Here is a 16,061-nt window from a genome sequence, read left to right as displayed (position 1 = left end):
TTAAATTATTAATTTAAGGAGTAAAGTATGTGGGAAAGTATAAAAAACTTTTTTAAGTGGATTGCTGATCGTAGAGGAATTTCATGGATTGCAAGAAAAATTTCATCAGGTTGGAATTGGTTATTTAGCAGTAAAGCAAATACTGCTCAAGAAAATATATCACCAAAGAGACCTTCAGATGAGAATGTAAATAAAAGTCCAACTGTTAGCACCCCTATGCAAAATGAGACTGAAGAACCTGTATCTAAAACAGGTACAAACGTCGAGCTAATAAAAAATTTTCCAGAAAAATCAGAACAACCAAGAAGGCACGTAAATCCTAATAAACCTAATGTTATTCAACAAAGCACAAAGCCAGGGAGTTATTTTGAATTTATCGATAACAAATTACTATTTGTTATAACAAACGAGAATTATAAACTTCTTGAAGAAAAATGTAAAAATGAAGACAAAAATGGTAAAGTTATACCTGGAGAATTTCGTATATTTGTAGAGTGTGAAAGTAACAAGTTTTGTATTACTGGCCCTTATAGTTCATGTCAAGATGTAGATGATGGAAAGAAATCTGTATCCATAACTTCAGTGAAGAAACAGCATGACAAGGGAACTATTTCAAAAGACCCATCAGAAATGATGTATAAAGTAGGCTTGGATGAGAACAAAAATCTTGCTGAAATAACTAGAATGTCTATAAATCCATTGAAAACTACAACACCTAATCTTAATGCTACTACGATACAACGAACAGTTAACAATGATTCTGAAACAACAACCACTGATCAGCAAAGGGCATTGAGCCAAGAAGTTGTTGCTAATGAGCCTAAAGGAGTAGTTTATATTGAACTTGATCAAAATAATGACTTATTTTTAAATTTGGAAAAGGGTATAAAAGTTGAGGATTATAAATATAGTTTAAACCGGGACAAAATTTTTGTTCAGCTTCTTGTATATCTAAGGTGTGGTAAAGGAGAATATCGCATTACTGGTATTTGTAATCCCCATGGCCCTTCTGAATATGTAAGTGTAAAATCAGTACTAAAGAAGAAAGAAGATGGTAATTATATCGATGACGATAAAATATTAGTTCAAGGCAATATTGAGCATGTGAAAAAAATGTTAGGATTGGAAAATGGTGTAACAAAGGTTAAAGTAGATAGTATATCTAATGAACCATTTGGAGTGAAAATACCTACTACTACGTCACAACAAATGGTTAACAATAAGGAAGTGACTACTGAATCAGAGGAGTTTTATGATGAAGAAGTTACACAACCAAGTCCAACAATTGGAGTACCATCAATAAAGAGACATTATGTCACTAATCCAAGTGTAGATTGAAACGGTTATTGTTAAAACAAACCCTTCACAAAAGAGCACCTCCTTTGGTGCTCTTTTTTTCTTTATAAGTTTTCTCCATAGGAGAAAATTGACAAATTAAACTTTATATATAATAATTAAATTATTAATTTAAGGAGTAAAGTATGTGGGAAAGTATAAAAAACTTTTTTAAGTGGATTGCTGATCGTAGAGGAATCTCATGGATTACAAAAAAAGTTTCATCAGGTTGGAATTGGTTATTTAGCAGTAAAGCAAATGCTGCTCAAAAAAATATATCACCAAAGAGACCTTCAGATGAGAATGTAAATAAAAGTCCAACTGTTAGCACCCCTATGCAAAATGAGACTGAAGAATCTGTATCTAAAACAGATATAAACGTCGAGCCAGCAGAAAATTTTCCAGAAAAATCAAATGATGAGCCTAAAGGAGTAGGTTATATTGAACTTAATAAAGATAATCGCTTATTGTTAAATTTAGAAAAGAGTATAAAATTGAAGGATTATAAATATACTTTAATCCAGGACAAATTTTCTCCTCAGCTTCTTGTATATCTAAGGTGTGATAAAGGAGAATATCTCATTACTGGTGTTGGTAATAATTACCATGGCGTTTCTGAATATGTAATTGTAAAATCAGTACTAAAGAAGAAAGAAGATGGTAATTATATCGATGACGATAAAATATTAGTGCAAGACAATATTGAGCATGTGAAAGAAATGTTAGGATTGAAAGATGATGTAACAGAGATTAAAGTAGATAGTATATCTAATCAGCCGTTTGAAGGTACAGCGTTGGAGCAGCATAATCTTAATCCTACTACGTCACAACAAACGGTTAACAATAAGGAAGTGACTACTAAATCAGAGGAGTTTTATGATGAAGAAGTTACACAACCAAGTCTAACAATTGGAGTACCATCAACAGAGAGACATTATGTCACTAATCCAAGTGTAGATTGAAACGGTTATTGTTAAAACAAACCCTTCACAAAAGAGCACCTCCTTTGGTGCTCTTTTTTTCTTTATACGTTCTCTATAGAAAAAGTTGACATACTATGCTTTTTATATAATAATATAAATTATTAATTTAAGGAGTAAAATATGTTTAAAAAAATAAAAAACTTTTTTAAGTGGATTGCTGATCACATAGGAATTTCATGGATTGCAAGAAAAATTTCATCAGGCTGTAAGCGGCTGTTTGGTGGTAAAAAAAGTGAAACAAGTGTTGCGAAACAAAGCATATCACAGCAAGGACAATCTTCAGGTAAAACTACTATTGAAGAAAAAAACAAGAGTTAATAAATGCTTTTACTGCATCTCTTTCTAAGTTTAGAGAAGATTTATCTGATCTTACTCTGAGGAAGTGACTACTGAATCAGAGGAGTTTTATGATGCAGAAGTTACATAACCAAGTTCAACAACTCGAGCACTAGCAACAGAAAGACATTGTGTCTCTAATCCGAGTATAGTAGGAAACGGTTATTATTAAACCAAATCCTTCACAAAAGAGCACCAAAGTTGGTGCTCTTTTTTTCTTTATAAGTTTTCTCCATAGGAGAAAATTGACTAATTACAATTTTTCGTATCAATTTTCAATAGATTCATCGATGTATAGCTATAGTTTTATCAGTGTAAGGCTAAATATGCTAAGCTTATAAAGATGACAAAGCTTCAAAAAAAGCCTAACATAGTGGAAAAAGCTTTATGAAAATCAAAGTTGGAGTAATAGGCTGCTTAGGCAGAATGGGTAAGAAAATACTCAATGAATTAATTACGAATACCAAAGTGGAAATAGCAGGTGCTGTTGCTCGCTTGGGCAGTGAGTATATAGGCTTAGATATTGGGCCTATTGTAGGCAATAATTGCAATTTAGGAATCAAAATTACAAGTTCTATTAGTGAGGTATTTGAATCGTCCGATGTTGTAATAGATTTTACAACTAAAGAATGTATGCTAGAATGCCTTAAGGCGGCCGTGAAATTTAAAAAACCGCTAGTTAGTGGCACAACTGGAATAGAAGGTCTAAATTTAAAAGAATATGCTGCTAAAGTTCCAATATTATGGTCAGCAAATATGAGTGTTGGAGTTAATGTGTTGCTGAAATTGGTAAAAGAAGCTGCCAAGCTTTTAGGTAATGAGTATGACGTTGAAATTTGGGAAATGCATCACAATTTAAAAAAGGATTCACCATCTGGAACAGCTATAGAGTTTGGTAAAGCAGTTGCTAACGCTGCAAAAGTGGATTTTGAGCTCAATCAATATTCACATAATAATTCAAATATAAGAGGGAAAGGAGGAATAGGCTTTGCAGTATCTCGTGGAGGTGGAGTAATAGGAGATCACAGTGTCATGTTTGTCAATTCCGATGAACGAGTAGAATTAAATCACAAGGCAATTGACCGCACAACGTTTGCTAGAGGGGCGGTTCAAGCAGCAATATGGTTGTGCGAGAATAAACAGGAAATACCAGGACTTTATTCAATGCAGGATTTAGTATGAGCGATAAATACGCTTTCGTTAAAAATTTAAATCTTTGGTATGGCTCTAAACAAGTTTTATTCGATATAAATTTGAATATTTGCAAAAAGAAAGTCACAACTTTTATCGGACCTTCTGGGTGCGGTAAATCGACATTTTTGCGTTGTTTCAATCGTATGAATGATTACGTACCTGGATGTAGAGCGACTGGTGAACTGGTAATCGATGGGCTGGGTAATATATATTCACGTGATATGGATGTTGTATTGCTCAGAGCAAAAGTTGGTATGGTATTTCAAAAACCCAATCCTTTTCCAAAGTCAATATATGATAATGTTGCTTATGGGCCTAAATTGCATGGCATGGTGAAAAATAAGCAAAAATTAGATGAAATAGTAGAAAGTAGTTTAACTAAGGTTGGTTTATGGGAAGAGTTGAAAGATAGATTGCAAGATAGTGCACTAAATTTATCTGGTGGCCAGCAACAAAGATTATGCATTGCTCGTGCAATTGCAGTAAAGCCAACTATTTTATTAATGGATGAACCATGCTCTGCTCTTGATCCAATGGCAACCAATGCAATCGAAAATCTTATACAAGAATTGAAATTGAGGTTCACCATAATTATGGTAACTCATTCGATGAAGCAAGCTAAAAAATTATCTGACAGCATAGTTTTCTTTTGCAATGGCAAGATTGTTGAATTCGGAAGTACTCAAGAAATCTTTGAAAATGCTCAGTCTCCTTTAACGAAGGAGTATATTCTGGATCATTAGCTTAATAGTTGATATTTTAATTTTTTCTATGTATAATTTTATCAAGTTTGTTGTAATAGGTGGTTAAAATGTTTAGTACAAGTGAAGCAACAAAAAAGTTGTTTAAAGCTATTGAATTTCAAAATGCTAGTGGTAAAAGAATAACACCTGAGGAAGCTTGGAATCATTTTCAACAAGCATTGAAAGAAGGAGCGAATGTTAACGCTTTTGAGGATGGGATGACACCTTTGATGTGCATTATTTCAGCTTTTGTTACTAGTAATAACGATGAACATCAATATTTAGAGCTTATGGCTAAGTTGCTTGTAGAACATAAAAAAATCGATTTAAATATTAAAAGCAAGCAAGCTGTTATTGAGAGAAAACCAAAGAAACATGATGGTTATCCAGTGTACGAATTTGAGGGGAGAGAAGTAGTAGATCAGGGTAGAGGGGGTTGTGTATATCTTGAAAATTCACAACCTGTTAATGAACGATTTATACCTCAAAATTATGCTCGTGCAGAGGAGGAAATTAAGACCGGCAAGAAGGAAAAAAATACAGCTCTACACATTGCTTGCAAGTTGGGAAATGTAGACATGATAAAAATATTACTTACACATCCAAATATCAAACCTAATATTCAAAACTATGAAAACAAAAGTCCAAGAGATTGTATTGCAGGACATGTCAAGAAAGCAATAGAACCAGAATTCCTAAAGATAGAAGCAGTCGCTCAAAAAAGGAAACAAACTAATTATGCTTGTGCTTTTTTGTTATCTGGAGTACTTGCTGTTGGTCTATGTTTCACAGTTTATAACCCAGTTCCGTTTGCTGCAGCTGCATTGCTGTTCTTTGCAATAGGGTGTGGTTGTCTGTATAGAGCAAATACAGTTCTTAACGATGTAAATTTCTCTCAGGTTGATTTCGAACATGCTAAGTGATTTATCTGTTCAGGTAAGGTATCATTCCAGCACTTGATGCTGGTTTTCATTTAATCTCATTGAATTTAGCATAAGCTTTGTAAATTTTTCTAGATCCCAGTGTCAGCTACTAGGATGACAGGAGTATGAAATGGGGCTACTTGACCATTTAGTTGTCTTTTCTCGTCTACCTTATTTTATCACTCTGCTGAACAGATACCTTTACTTTTTATGATTTCATTGGCAAGAATACGGCTTTCAAAATCGATACTTGTTATGTCGGATAGTGAGTTAATATCAGAGTACTTGTCAAAGTTTTCTATTGTTGATTTTACTACCTCTACTACTTCTAAAAAGCCGATTCGTGACTTCAAAAATTCGTTAACAGCTATCTCATTTGCAGCGTTCAAAACAATACTATTTGTATGTGGAGAAGAGGAATTTAACACTTCCATGCTTAGCTTTAGTGCAGGAAAACGTTTATGACCTGGTTCTTGAAAGGTCAATTTTCCTTGCTTTGTTAAATCTAATTTATGATTTAAAGTTGATCTTTCTGGCCAAGACAAAGCATATGCAATGGGAATTTCCATATCAGTTTCTGCAAGCACAGCAAAGCTGAATCCATCGTGATAAACGACAATTCCATGTACTATCGATTCAGGGTGCACTACTGCTTCAATTCTATTTGGACTAATATTAAACAAATGATGTGCTTCTATTATTTCTAGTGCTTTATTCATCATTGTTGCACTATCAACTGAGATTTTCTTTCCCATTTTCCAAGTAGGGTGACTTAGTGCCTGATTTACTGTAATATCTTTTAATTGTTCAAGGCTATAATTTAAAAATGGTCCACCAGAGGCAGTGAGTATAATCTTTTCTACACATTTATCATCATTTTGCAAAACTTGAAAAATTGCGTTGTGTTCAGAGTCGATGGGAATTATTTGTACGCTCCTTTCTTTAGCTTTTTTAAGTAGTAACTTACCACCGCAAACAATACTCTCTTTGTTTGCTAGAGCAATAACTTTAGTACCGCTTTCTATAACCTTTATAACTGGCTCAAGGCCTGCGATGCCAACTATTGCAATAACTGAGAGATCAACGGGTAGAGAAGCAACATTTGCTAGACCTGGAGCACCAACTTCTACTTTGACGTTTGTACCAAGTAGATCTTCTTTTAAATCTTTGTAGAACCTTTCATCAGAAATGGCAGCATATTTTGCATTAAGTAGATTTGCCTGTTGTGCTAGCAGAGCAAAGTTAGAATTGGCACTTAGTGCTTCCACCTGATATTCTTCCTTTCTCTTTAAGAGCAAATCTACAGTCTTTTTTCCAATGCTTCCTGTTGATCCTAAAACTGAAACTTTTTTCACTAATTACAATAAAATCTTCTTAGTTATTTAGTAACCAAGCTCATGATCATCACCAACAGATGGTGAAGGACCAGGTGAAAAAGATTGGCCATGATGATCACCTGCATCATGCATATCATGCAAACCATCGGCACTTTGAGCTATTTCATTGTTAGAGTGGGGATAATCATCCGGATGATGCCCCTCATCACCGTAGTCCATATCCATTCCTTCTGATGGCATATCTTCTCCACCACCACCTGAAAAATATTCAGCAAGACTTTCAAGAAATTTTATGCCAAACATATTACCTGATTTCCCAAATAACGTTACTAGACTGCTACCACTGACCAAACCTTCAAACACATTATTATAAGCAGCAATTGCTCCTTCATGAAAGTTGAACATCCACTTCATTCCATCCACAATTGTTGCAACAGAGTCACTATGACCAAGACCGAAACCACTTTTCTCACTAGCGGCTTCCTGGTGTTGCTGCTGTGCCTGCCATTCTGCAATATTTGGACCTTGTGCTTCACTCATAAACTTTTATTCTAAGCCTTAAGCTATTATTTTACCAAAAACACTGTAAAATATCAATTGTTTAAGAGAGGTTATCATAAAAATAGCTAACACTAAGCTATTTTTATGATTCTGATTACTCTATACCAAAACATCGATGATGTGCTGTGGTAACAAAGTGATGACTTGAGGTTTAAGATAGCTTCTATTTCTTCTTAGAAGACTGCTCCTCTCTCTTTCCTTTTTATTTTATTATCTTAATACTAACTTACTCATAAATTATTGACAAGTACTAATAATTTAATCATCATTAATATAATATTAATGATGAGGAAGAAAAATGCTTACTAATGATTTATCTAATAATAACATATCTACATCACCTCCGCCTCCGCCACCTCCTACTTTACCACCCGGAGGTTTAAAGAATTGGAAACTTCCACAGGATAATGGTAATAGTAAAAAACCTTCTAATGTGGCTACATCAGGAATTAGCAGTCGCACTGAACCAAAAAAAAGTCAATCTAAGAGTCCTGTTCAACAATCAACTTTAAATTTTGTAGAAAATCGACTATTTAAGCAAAAACAAGAAGAACTTAATGCGAATGGCGAAACTGCAGATGAAGGAAGCAATATTAGACAGAGTGAACCAAATAGAGGATTAACTCCCAAGCCTGTATCACCTAGAGTTTTGAGTCCTCAACAAGATAATGGTAATAGTAACAAACCTTCAGGAACTAACAATAGTACTCAATCAGAAAAAGGGCTATCTGAGAATCCTATTCAACTTGCAACAGAACAAAAAATCGATACTCCCATTTTGATTAATACTTTAGTTGGAATAAGTAAGACAGCTGCCTTAAAATATTCAATTGCTACTTTGTTGCTATGTATATCTAGTGTTACAGCTGGTATATATACATATCTTTCGATTTCAGTAACACTAAGTGATCCAGTACTTTTCACAGTTATTGCTTTTGTTTCTGCATCGGTTATGTTGAGCTTAGCTGCATATCTTATCAATTCACACCTTTCTGCAATAAACAGCGAGAAAGGAGTTGATCCTGGTAGAAAACAATCACAAGATTTACAGAAAGCAAAAGGACTTGAACACAGCAATACTCATACATCATCACCTCCAGTAGCGCTTGGAACATCCAGTGCACCGACACCACCTACTCTAAAGAATAATACTACTAATAAATCCATACCCTCAGGAGGTGGCAAGCAACAAGGAAGTGGAGATTTGATGGCTGATTTGAACAAAACGCTCAAAAGCCGAAGGAAAGCAATTGATGGAGAGGACGACGTACAACAGCAAAACAACGAAGTATGTCAAAATCAATCACAAGATAGTAGTTTACAGAAAGCAAAAGGACTTGAACATAGCAATACTCCTACACCATCATTTCCAGTAATGTCTGGAACACCCAGTGCACCGCCACCACCACCTCCTCCATTGCCACAAAATGCTGCACCACTACCACCTCCTCCTACAGCTTCCAAGTATACGGAGAAACTTAAGAATGGTGCACCGAAAAAGGCTAATGAATCTGAGCATGATCGTTCTGCTCTGATTGCACAGATAAAGCAGGGTGTTAAGTTGAAAAAAGTTGCCAATCAGCATGAAGTTGATAAAAAGCTAAGTAATAACGAAGGTACAAATTTGATAGAGAACGTAATTGAGAGAATTAAGAATTCTCCTATTCTAGAAGTAACTAAATCCTCAGGTAGCGAAAGTGATGACAAAGATGATGATCAAAATCGTATACCCGATAGTGAGTGGGAAGATTCAACACCTTCAACCCCGCAATCAGAAGATGAAAGAGGAAGCAAGAGTCCTGACAGTGGTCATGAATCTGATGATAATGAAAAATCTAAACCTACATCTCCGTTACATTCTGTGCCAAAAGCAGGTAAGCCACTGGTACCGCCTAAGACTGCTGGTTTACAAACGAAATCTGAAGCTTCTCCTGGAGCACAAGCAAATAATGTTGACCCAGTGAATAATGAGGTGCAAAAACCATCTTCTTTGGTTAGTCAAAAGATTAAAATTTTTGGTGAAAAAGCACACGCATGTCAACTTAAAAGTGTCGTAGATCGAGGTAAGAGAAAGTAGTACACTCTTCTTAAAATAAGTTTACCTACAGGCCTGATTGTATTAAGATTACTTAGTACAATCAGATTTATCAAATGCGTTTATCTCAATATTACCTGCCAACTTTAAAAGAAACCCCTGCTGGTGCTGAAATTATTTCTCATCAATATTTATTACGTGCAGGCTTAATCAAGCAGACAGCATCTGGAATTTATTCTTGGCTGCCGCTTGGCCTTTTGGTACTTAAAAATATTGAAAATATTATCAGAGATGAAATTGGTGCGATTGAAGTGTTAATGCCTTGTGTGCAGCCAGCAAGTCTTTGGCGAGAGTCAGGACGTTACGATGATTACGGCAAAGAAATGCTACGTATTAAAGATAGGCATGAAAGCGATATGCTTTTTGGTCCAACACATGAGGAGGTGGTAACTGATTTGATTAGAAATACGGTAAAAAGTTACAAAGATTTACCACTTTGTTTATATCAAATTCAGTGGAAGTTTCGTGACGAAGTAAGACCTCGTTATGGCGTTATGAGAGGTAGGGAATTTCTGATGAAGGATGCATACAGTTTTGATGTAGATTACGAAGGTGCACTGAATTCATATAATTTGATGTATAAAACTTACATAAAAATCTTCAAACGAATGGGGCTTACTCCAATTGGAGTTAGGGCAGATACAGGACCAATTGGAGGAAATTTAAGTCATGAATTTCATATATTGGCAAACACCGGTGAGAGCACTCTATATTATGACAATAAACTTTTTGAATTACTAGAAAGCGAAGATATTGAAAGCCTGAAGAGCATATATGCAGTTGCAGACGATATGCATGATCCTAAAATTTGTCCTATACCGCAAGAACAGTTAAATGTTAGTAAAGGTATTGAAATAGGGCATATTTTTTATTTTGGCGACAAATATTCAAAGCCTATGAAGGCAAGTGTTACTTCTCAAGATGGAAAAAATGTTAACATGCATATGGGTTCGTATGGTATTGGAGTTTCAAGGCTTGTTGGCGCAATAATAGAAGCTTTCCATGATGATAAAGGAATTATCTGGCCAGAGGCAGTAGCTCCTTTTAAAGTTGGTTTGATCAATTTACAAACAAAAGTAACGGAGGCTGCAGATAAAATATACAAAGCTTTGAAAAGCGATGAAGTGCTTTATGATGATACGGACGAAAGTGTAGGAGTGAAATTTGCCAGAATGGATCTGATAGGCTTGCCGTGGCAAATAATTATTGGAAAGAAAGCAGTAACTTCAAATATAGTTGAAGTAAAAAATAGGGCAACTGGAGAGGTAGAGGAAATACAAGTTGAAGAAGCAATAAATCGTTTTAGCGCAAAATGATATACGGTATTGGCACTGACATAGTATATATACCCAGAATATTGAGAATATCACAAAAATACGGGGAAAAATTTCTCAATAAAGTCTATACTAAGAAGGAGATAGAGATAAGCAAAAAATATAATAGCCAAGAAGTAAGAGCAAAATATTTTGCTAAACGCTTTGCTGCAAAGGAAGCTTTTGTTAAAGCGCTAGGCACTGGATTCAGCCAAGGAATTATAATGAAAGATATAGAAATATACAGTAATATCAGGGGAAAACCACATCTTGCTATCACAAAGGATTTCATCTCGAAAGACTACAAGATACACCTTTCTCTAAGTGATGATCAAGATTATGCTACTGCGTTTGTTGTAATTTGCGTTGAGTAGATATTGTTTAGTACATACGATTTCAAAAATTTTTTTGAAATTATACTTTGACCTACACAGATCGACCTTTCTGTGAATCCTGGTTTCTGCTTTCTTCAACTTGTTTTGCAAAAGACGTCTCTTGTGTATTCATATGTTGAAGTGGTTTAGCAATTTCGCGCACAACAGCAGCAACTGCAGTTAAAAACGCCTTGAACAATCCACCTAAAACTCCACCAACTGCTTCTCTACCGTACATACGAGCTTGCTTTTCATTGTCATCAGCAGTTTCCCCTGCCCTCCTTCGTGGATCCATTCTATGAGCAATAACTGAAAACAACACCCCCCTAATTGAAGACTTCACTCGTGCTTTTGCCTTCTGAACATCCCCATCACTTGCTACTTCATGTTTTTCCCTACTATTCATTAGCTCCTTTTGTTGTTGAAAACTTAAGATCTCTTCCATCAGTTGTTTCTTTCTCTTTTCCAGAACTCTTTTCTTGGACTCTGATTTATCGCGAGTGTGTTTTGTGGTTTCAAGTTCTACATCAATATCCTCAGATGCTGCTTGGCTATATAAGGTTTCTATGAGCCTATCTATACTTCGCTTTACTTGCATAGTCCTTTCGTAACTATCTAAATTATCAACTCCTTCATCAATTTGACTTAAAATATCCTCGAAAGGTTTTAAATACTCTTTAAATTGCTCTTCGAGCTGATTTTCATTCTTCAAATTCCTTTCTCTTCTGTCATCGCTATTCTCTTCAACATTATCATCACCTTCTTCGAAAAGATCCTCATCGTTCATAATTTTTTTTAATTTATTCCCACTTATTATTATTGTATATGAAAAAATTAAATTAACACTAATGAAAAGTGTTCACAACTTCAGCACTGGCTAAAACTACAGTGAAGCTGTCAAAAGTGGCAGGATCATAATATCTCTCATACAATTCAACCGAACACCTGAGTTTTATCTTCTCCTTAGCATTAAAACTAATCTCATAATCATTATTAGAGTTTAACATTGCAGAATTACGCAATAATTCATCAGCCAATACTGAATTTAAAATGCCATTAATTTTTATTGTAATCTTTCTACTTCCAGCACAATCAAGCACTTTTCTCCAGCCAAAAGAGGAAATATCTTTCATCTCCTCTTTGTTATTACGCAAAGTAAACCTTAAGTTTCGTATATTATTCAGCACAACAAAATTATTGTCATGACCTTTAATTTTCAGCTGTAATTTGCTCATCGCTACCTCCTTGTATTAAAATATCAAAATTAATTGTTGAATGTAAAACTTCATCATGCTGATTCATAGCACAATTACTTTCAAAAATGGTCTCACTACTAATGCTCTTTACCACCAAGCTAACATGCTTTATAGCAGCAAGCATGCTGCTTATATGATAAGTATATATGTCGCATGAAAATCTTACTTTTGTAGCAAAATTAGATAGCATATGCAGGTTAACATAATTTACTATGCGCAATCTCAGATAAGGAATAGTAACCTGCTTAGGCAGGTAATCATAGATGTTAGTAACATATTTCTTTAAATCAGAGTTTGCTTTTAATGTTGCATAAATACTATTATACAACTCATTTATAATTTGAATTTTTTCCATCTCACAGATACGGCTAAGAACATTGCAATTTGTAGATAATTTACGTAATAAATGGTCAGTGCTTACTGTACGAACATTGTGATCAATTTCCACTAAGAAGGTGTTATTCCAATAGTTCTTTTGGTGTCATCCCAGTACTGGGATCCAGCTTTACCTAACTATTTTTCTTGTTGGTCATTTTATTGAAAATGTTTGCTCATTTAGAATCAATTTTCCTGGATCCCAGTACTGGGATGACACCTTCCTTTATGGAATTAAGTTACAATGTTTTTACAGTAAGCGCTGGAATGACACCTTCCCTTATGGAATTAAGTTACAATTTTTGTACAGTAAGCACTGGAATCCAGTTTTCTTAACCAAAAACACTTCATTCTATAATGCAAAACCCATACTCACAAAACCCAATTCATTACTCGCAATCTTGATCCAAGTACTGGTATGACACCATCTGTTGTATCTGCTATTGAATGACAAACAGGAACTACAAAACAACCTTTGGTTCGCGAAATGGAGAATACACCTTCTTTACCTCAGATAAATGGCTACTTACTTCTGATTCACGATTTTTATAGAGAGCAGAAACATGCTGCATAATACCTAGCTTTATTTGCTCAGGAACGCTGTCATAGCCAGCTTCGTATACAACATCAGCCCTTATTATGTTCAAATAATTGAAAAATTCAATATAGCTTCCTATATCACTAAAATAATAACTAAGTTTTCTATTCTTATCAGTAGCCAATATTATTTTATTCACAGGACCATAGCTTAAATAGATTCTACGAGGTATATAACCTTCATATGAAACTTGCCACGTTTGCTTTACTAGAGACTTTTCCATATGCCACTGAGCATAATCAGTTGCCATAAAAATAAAACTTGAAATCAACTTATCATCTTGATCATTTTCAATTCGTAAAAAAGATTTAACCTCTCCTAAAGTTACTGGAAAAGATTTAGGCTTAGACTTACGTTGTATATTTATAATTGGATACTTTAGTCTTGTTGACATAACAACCCTCCTTTTCTATATATAGCTAAAATAAGTAAGACTTATCCATAAAAAATCTTACTTATTTTAGTTATCACTTAATATTAAATTGCAGCAGCAACTCTATCGTACAAGTATATTGAGAAGAGAACGTATTAACGCTGTTTCTCCTTTTTTATTGATCAAGTTTACTAAGCCGGATTTTAGTAGATTGACATTCTGAGAATGAATGTTATTGAAAGTGGAGTTGATTTCTTTAGCAAGTAGACTGCGAAATTTCTGCACACTTTCATATGCGATATTTTCAAGTTCATGTGCAAACTTATCTTGAGCTACAGCTGATATGTCTTCAACTTTCTCATTGAACTCTTCTAGCTTTCTTTCCTTACCTTTAAAATTTTTCGTAAAAGTTTTCATATTAATTGGCCTCAACTATTCTTGTAATTATAATGACAATAAAAAGACTACCGAAGTAAAAAATTAGCACTACAATACTGCAAACAACAGCAGCACACCAAACCGGTTCACTTTATAGCGTAAATTCAAGTATGTCATTCAAGTAGCCCTTTTTTGTCATCCCAGTACTGGGATCTAAGTTGCTCACAAGCAAACTAGCATAGAAAGGTGGTACAACGTTTTCGATGAGATTGCAGAAAGGCTGGATTCCAGCATCAAGTGCTGGAATGACATCTCTATAAGACTCCTAACTAATCCAAAATATTATTACTAATTGCAAAAAAGGCAAAAGCGTTAGCTAGTTGTTACTCTCTAATCCTAAAAATTGGCGTTCTATACTGTATTTAAACGTTTTATAAGCCCGTTTCAGCTTATATTAGGTAGAAATTATTGTGAAGACATAAAGTGCACATAGCGGAAAGATTTATAAGACGCCAACTGTATAATACTTTTGTCGTTTAATCTGAACAGATTGAAGGTAATAAAACACTTTGAATTTTATAGTAAGGAAGCTGAAAGATTTGTCAAGTAGTTTTCTTATCTTTTACAGGCATAATTTACATGCTACAATCAAATTTTCATAACTGGTGAATAAAAATGCAAAGAGATAAAATTAAAGTAGAAATAAAAAAGTTATCACATGGCAAAAGCTTGCCTCTTCCCTGTTATGCAACTATGCAGAGTGCTGGCATGGATCTTTATGCTGCATTGGACGACTCTATTATTTTAAATCCACTTGAAAGGTTACTTATTCCAACTGGCATTGTGATTGCAATACCAAACGGTTTTGAAGGACAAGTTCGCCCACGTTCTGGGCTTGCTGCAAAACATGGAATCACTGTCTTAAATTCTCCGGGCACTATAGACTCCGATTATCGAGGTGAAGTTAAAGTGTGCCTAATCAATCTAAGTAATCAGCCATATGAAATAAAAAGAGGAGATAGAATCGCACAAATCCTCATCACTCCTGTATCTCAGGTAATTTGGGATGACAGAGAAGAATTCTGCACAGAAGAAACCGTCCGCAATGAAGGGGGCTTTGGATCAAGCGGTAGGTAGTTTTTTATATGTAAGTTGACTGTATTGATTTTTTGATATGTAATATTAATATATTATTAACTTATTTTAAGAGGAAATTATATCAATTTTTAAAAACCACCGTCACAAAACAAACATTGCACTTGTAGCGCTTACTTCTCTGTATGTTATAGGCACAGCAGTAGCACTTTCAACACCGTATTGGGTGTCTTCAACTTCGATTTTAGCGCCAATTGCAGTTTTTGCAGCTACACCACTTGGAATAAGTGTTTTAGCATTTGTTGCTGTTGCACTGGTTAGTTTAGCAATATATTCCATCATCAAAAACAATAAAATATCTGAGCCTAAAACTCCGAAGATTGTTATTATAAGTAATAAAGGAGATCTATTTGCGAAAGTAAAAGATGAAGATTTTGAGTATATCAAAAAACACAACCAAAATAAGAATAAAAATGGCGATATTATCACCGATGAGTATCTTATATATTTTAGCTTAGAAAGTAAAAGTTACTACATTACTGCTACAAGTAAGGAAATGAATAACAATAATGGATTATTAAAGATAAATTCATTAGGAAGAAAAAATGATAAAGATGAGTATGACTTAATACATGAAGATAAACAAGAGTTAAAAACGTTAGGTTTATACTCTGAAGAAAATGATACTAAAGAACTAATCATTACACTTGTGCCAAGCTCAATTGTTAAATCATCAAAAGTTGAACAACAAGAGGAAGGAAAATCATTAAAAAATTAAGTATAAAAGAGGCA

At 34.5% G+C, this 16,061-nt stretch carries 18 protein-coding genes; 11 read left to right on the top strand and 7 right to left on the bottom strand.

Features of this window, described 5'->3' with window-relative positions; genetic code table 11:
• Positions 1-27 precede the first annotated feature (27 nt).
• The 6 genes from ABWU56_RS02280 to ABWU56_RS02255 all read left to right on the top strand — a co-directional run bounded on the left by ABWU56_RS02280 (position 28) and on the right by ABWU56_RS02255 (position 5,514).
• Positions 28-1,338 (top strand): hypothetical protein, encoded by a 1,311-nt coding sequence (locus ABWU56_RS02280; RefSeq protein ID WP_353281742.1) that lies wholly within the window; start codon positions 28-30, stop codon positions 1,336-1,338.
• A gap of 143 nt (positions 1,339-1,481) precedes the next feature.
• The gene (locus tag ABWU56_RS02275; protein WP_353281740.1) at positions 1,482-2,297 is read left to right on the top strand and encodes a hypothetical protein; all 816 of its coding nucleotides are present in this window, start codon (positions 1,482-1,484) and stop codon (positions 2,295-2,297) included.
• A gap of 141 nt (positions 2,298-2,438) precedes the next feature.
• A complete protein-coding gene (locus ABWU56_RS02270) occupies positions 2,439-2,636 on the top strand; it encodes a hypothetical protein (RefSeq protein ID WP_149168885.1) in 198 nt (65 codons plus the stop codon).
• Positions 2,637-3,041: 405 nt separating this feature from the next.
• Positions 3,042-3,836, top strand: coding sequence for a 4-hydroxy-tetrahydrodipicolinate reductase (dapB, locus tag ABWU56_RS02265; RefSeq protein ID WP_010401420.1), 795 nt, complete (start codon positions 3,042-3,044; stop codon positions 3,834-3,836).
• Positions 3,833-4,591 carry a phosphate ABC transporter ATP-binding protein PstB gene (gene pstB / locus ABWU56_RS02260; protein WP_010401422.1) on the top strand — a complete coding sequence of 253 codons (759 nt, stop codon included), beginning with the start codon at positions 3,833-3,835 and terminating at the stop codon, positions 4,589-4,591. The genes dapB and pstB overlap by 4 nt, the downstream gene beginning before the upstream one ends.
• A 68-nt stretch (positions 4,592-4,659) precedes the next feature.
• Complete coding sequence (locus tag ABWU56_RS02255) at positions 4,660-5,514, top strand: ankyrin repeat domain-containing protein (RefSeq protein WP_353281738.1); 855 nt, start codon at positions 4,660-4,662, stop codon at positions 5,512-5,514.
• Positions 5,515-5,693: 179 nt separating this feature from the next.
• On the opposite strand, the gene dxr is transcribed toward ABWU56_RS02255, so the two are convergent.
• Both dxr and ABWU56_RS02245 read right to left on the bottom strand, forming a co-directional pair.
• Positions 5,694-6,869 (bottom strand): 1-deoxy-D-xylulose-5-phosphate reductoisomerase, encoded by a 1,176-nt coding sequence (gene dxr / locus ABWU56_RS02250; RefSeq protein WP_353281736.1) that lies wholly within the window; start codon positions 6,867-6,869, stop codon positions 5,694-5,696.
• Positions 6,870-6,896: 27 nt separating this feature from the next.
• A complete protein-coding gene (locus tag ABWU56_RS02245; protein WP_353281734.1) occupies positions 6,897-7,391 on the bottom strand; it encodes a hypothetical protein in 495 nt (164 codons plus the stop codon).
• Positions 7,392-7,710: 319 nt separating this feature from the next.
• Here ABWU56_RS02245 and ABWU56_RS02240 point away from each other — a divergent pair, with 319 nt between their 5' ends.
• The 3 genes from ABWU56_RS02240 (at position 7,711) to ABWU56_RS02230 (ending at position 11,194) form a co-directional block, all read left to right on the top strand.
• Positions 7,711-9,489, top strand: coding sequence for a WH2 domain-containing protein (locus ABWU56_RS02240; protein WP_353281733.1), 1,779 nt, complete (start codon positions 7,711-7,713; stop codon positions 9,487-9,489).
• Between the two features lie 74 nt (positions 9,490-9,563).
• Complete coding sequence (gene proS, locus ABWU56_RS02235; protein ID WP_010401164.1) at positions 9,564-10,823, top strand: proline--tRNA ligase; 1,260 nt, start codon at positions 9,564-9,566, stop codon at positions 10,821-10,823.
• Positions 10,820-11,194 (top strand): holo-[acyl-carrier-protein] synthase, encoded by a 375-nt coding sequence (locus ABWU56_RS02230; protein ID WP_007302804.1) that lies wholly within the window; start codon positions 10,820-10,822, stop codon positions 11,192-11,194. The genes proS and ABWU56_RS02230 overlap by 4 nt, the downstream gene beginning before the upstream one ends.
• 52 nt (positions 11,195-11,246) lie before the next feature.
• On the opposite strand, the gene ABWU56_RS02225 is transcribed toward ABWU56_RS02230, so the two are convergent.
• From ABWU56_RS02225 to ABWU56_RS02205, 5 genes are all read right to left on the bottom strand, one after another.
• The gene (locus ABWU56_RS02225) at positions 11,247-11,981 is read right to left on the bottom strand and encodes a hypothetical protein (RefSeq protein WP_006013937.1); all 735 of its coding nucleotides are present in this window, start codon (positions 11,979-11,981) and stop codon (positions 11,247-11,249) included.
• 58 nt (positions 11,982-12,039) lie between these two features.
• Entirely contained in the window at positions 12,040-12,429 is a 390-nt protein-coding gene (locus tag ABWU56_RS02220) for a phage tail tube protein (protein WP_007302803.1), read from the bottom strand.
• Entirely contained in the window at positions 12,404-12,805 is a 402-nt protein-coding gene (locus tag ABWU56_RS02215; RefSeq protein WP_353281731.1) for a DUF3168 domain-containing protein, read from the bottom strand. The genes ABWU56_RS02220 and ABWU56_RS02215 overlap by 26 nt, the downstream gene beginning before the upstream one ends.
• Before the next feature lie 481 nt (positions 12,806-13,286).
• Positions 13,287-13,817, bottom strand: coding sequence for a head-tail connector protein (locus tag ABWU56_RS02210; protein ID WP_010401151.1), 531 nt, complete (start codon positions 13,815-13,817; stop codon positions 13,287-13,289).
• Positions 13,818-13,919: 102 nt separating this feature from the next.
• Positions 13,920-14,213 carry a hypothetical protein gene (locus ABWU56_RS02205; protein WP_063631247.1) on the bottom strand — a complete coding sequence of 98 codons (294 nt, stop codon included), beginning with the start codon at positions 14,211-14,213 and terminating at the stop codon, positions 13,920-13,922.
• A gap of 636 nt (positions 14,214-14,849) precedes the next feature.
• On the opposite strand from ABWU56_RS02205, the gene dut reads away from it, so the two are divergent.
• Together dut and ABWU56_RS02195 are read left to right on the top strand one after the other, a co-directional pair.
• Positions 14,850-15,311 (top strand): dUTP diphosphatase, encoded by a 462-nt coding sequence (gene dut, locus ABWU56_RS02200; protein WP_353281729.1) that lies wholly within the window; start codon positions 14,850-14,852, stop codon positions 15,309-15,311.
• 184 nt (positions 15,312-15,495) lie between these two features.
• Entirely contained in the window at positions 15,496-16,047 is a 552-nt protein-coding gene (locus tag ABWU56_RS02195; protein WP_353281727.1) for a hypothetical protein, read from the top strand.
• The last annotated feature ends 14 nt before the right edge of the window (positions 16,048-16,061 follow it).

The sequence above is a fragment of the Wolbachia endosymbiont (group B) of Horisme vitalbata genome (assembly GCF_964028625.1).
GTDB lineage: Bacteria > Pseudomonadota > Alphaproteobacteria > Rickettsiales > Anaplasmataceae > Wolbachia.
The sequence above is the reverse complement of the archived record's forward strand: the minus strand, read 5'-3'. Positions and strand labels throughout refer to the sequence as shown.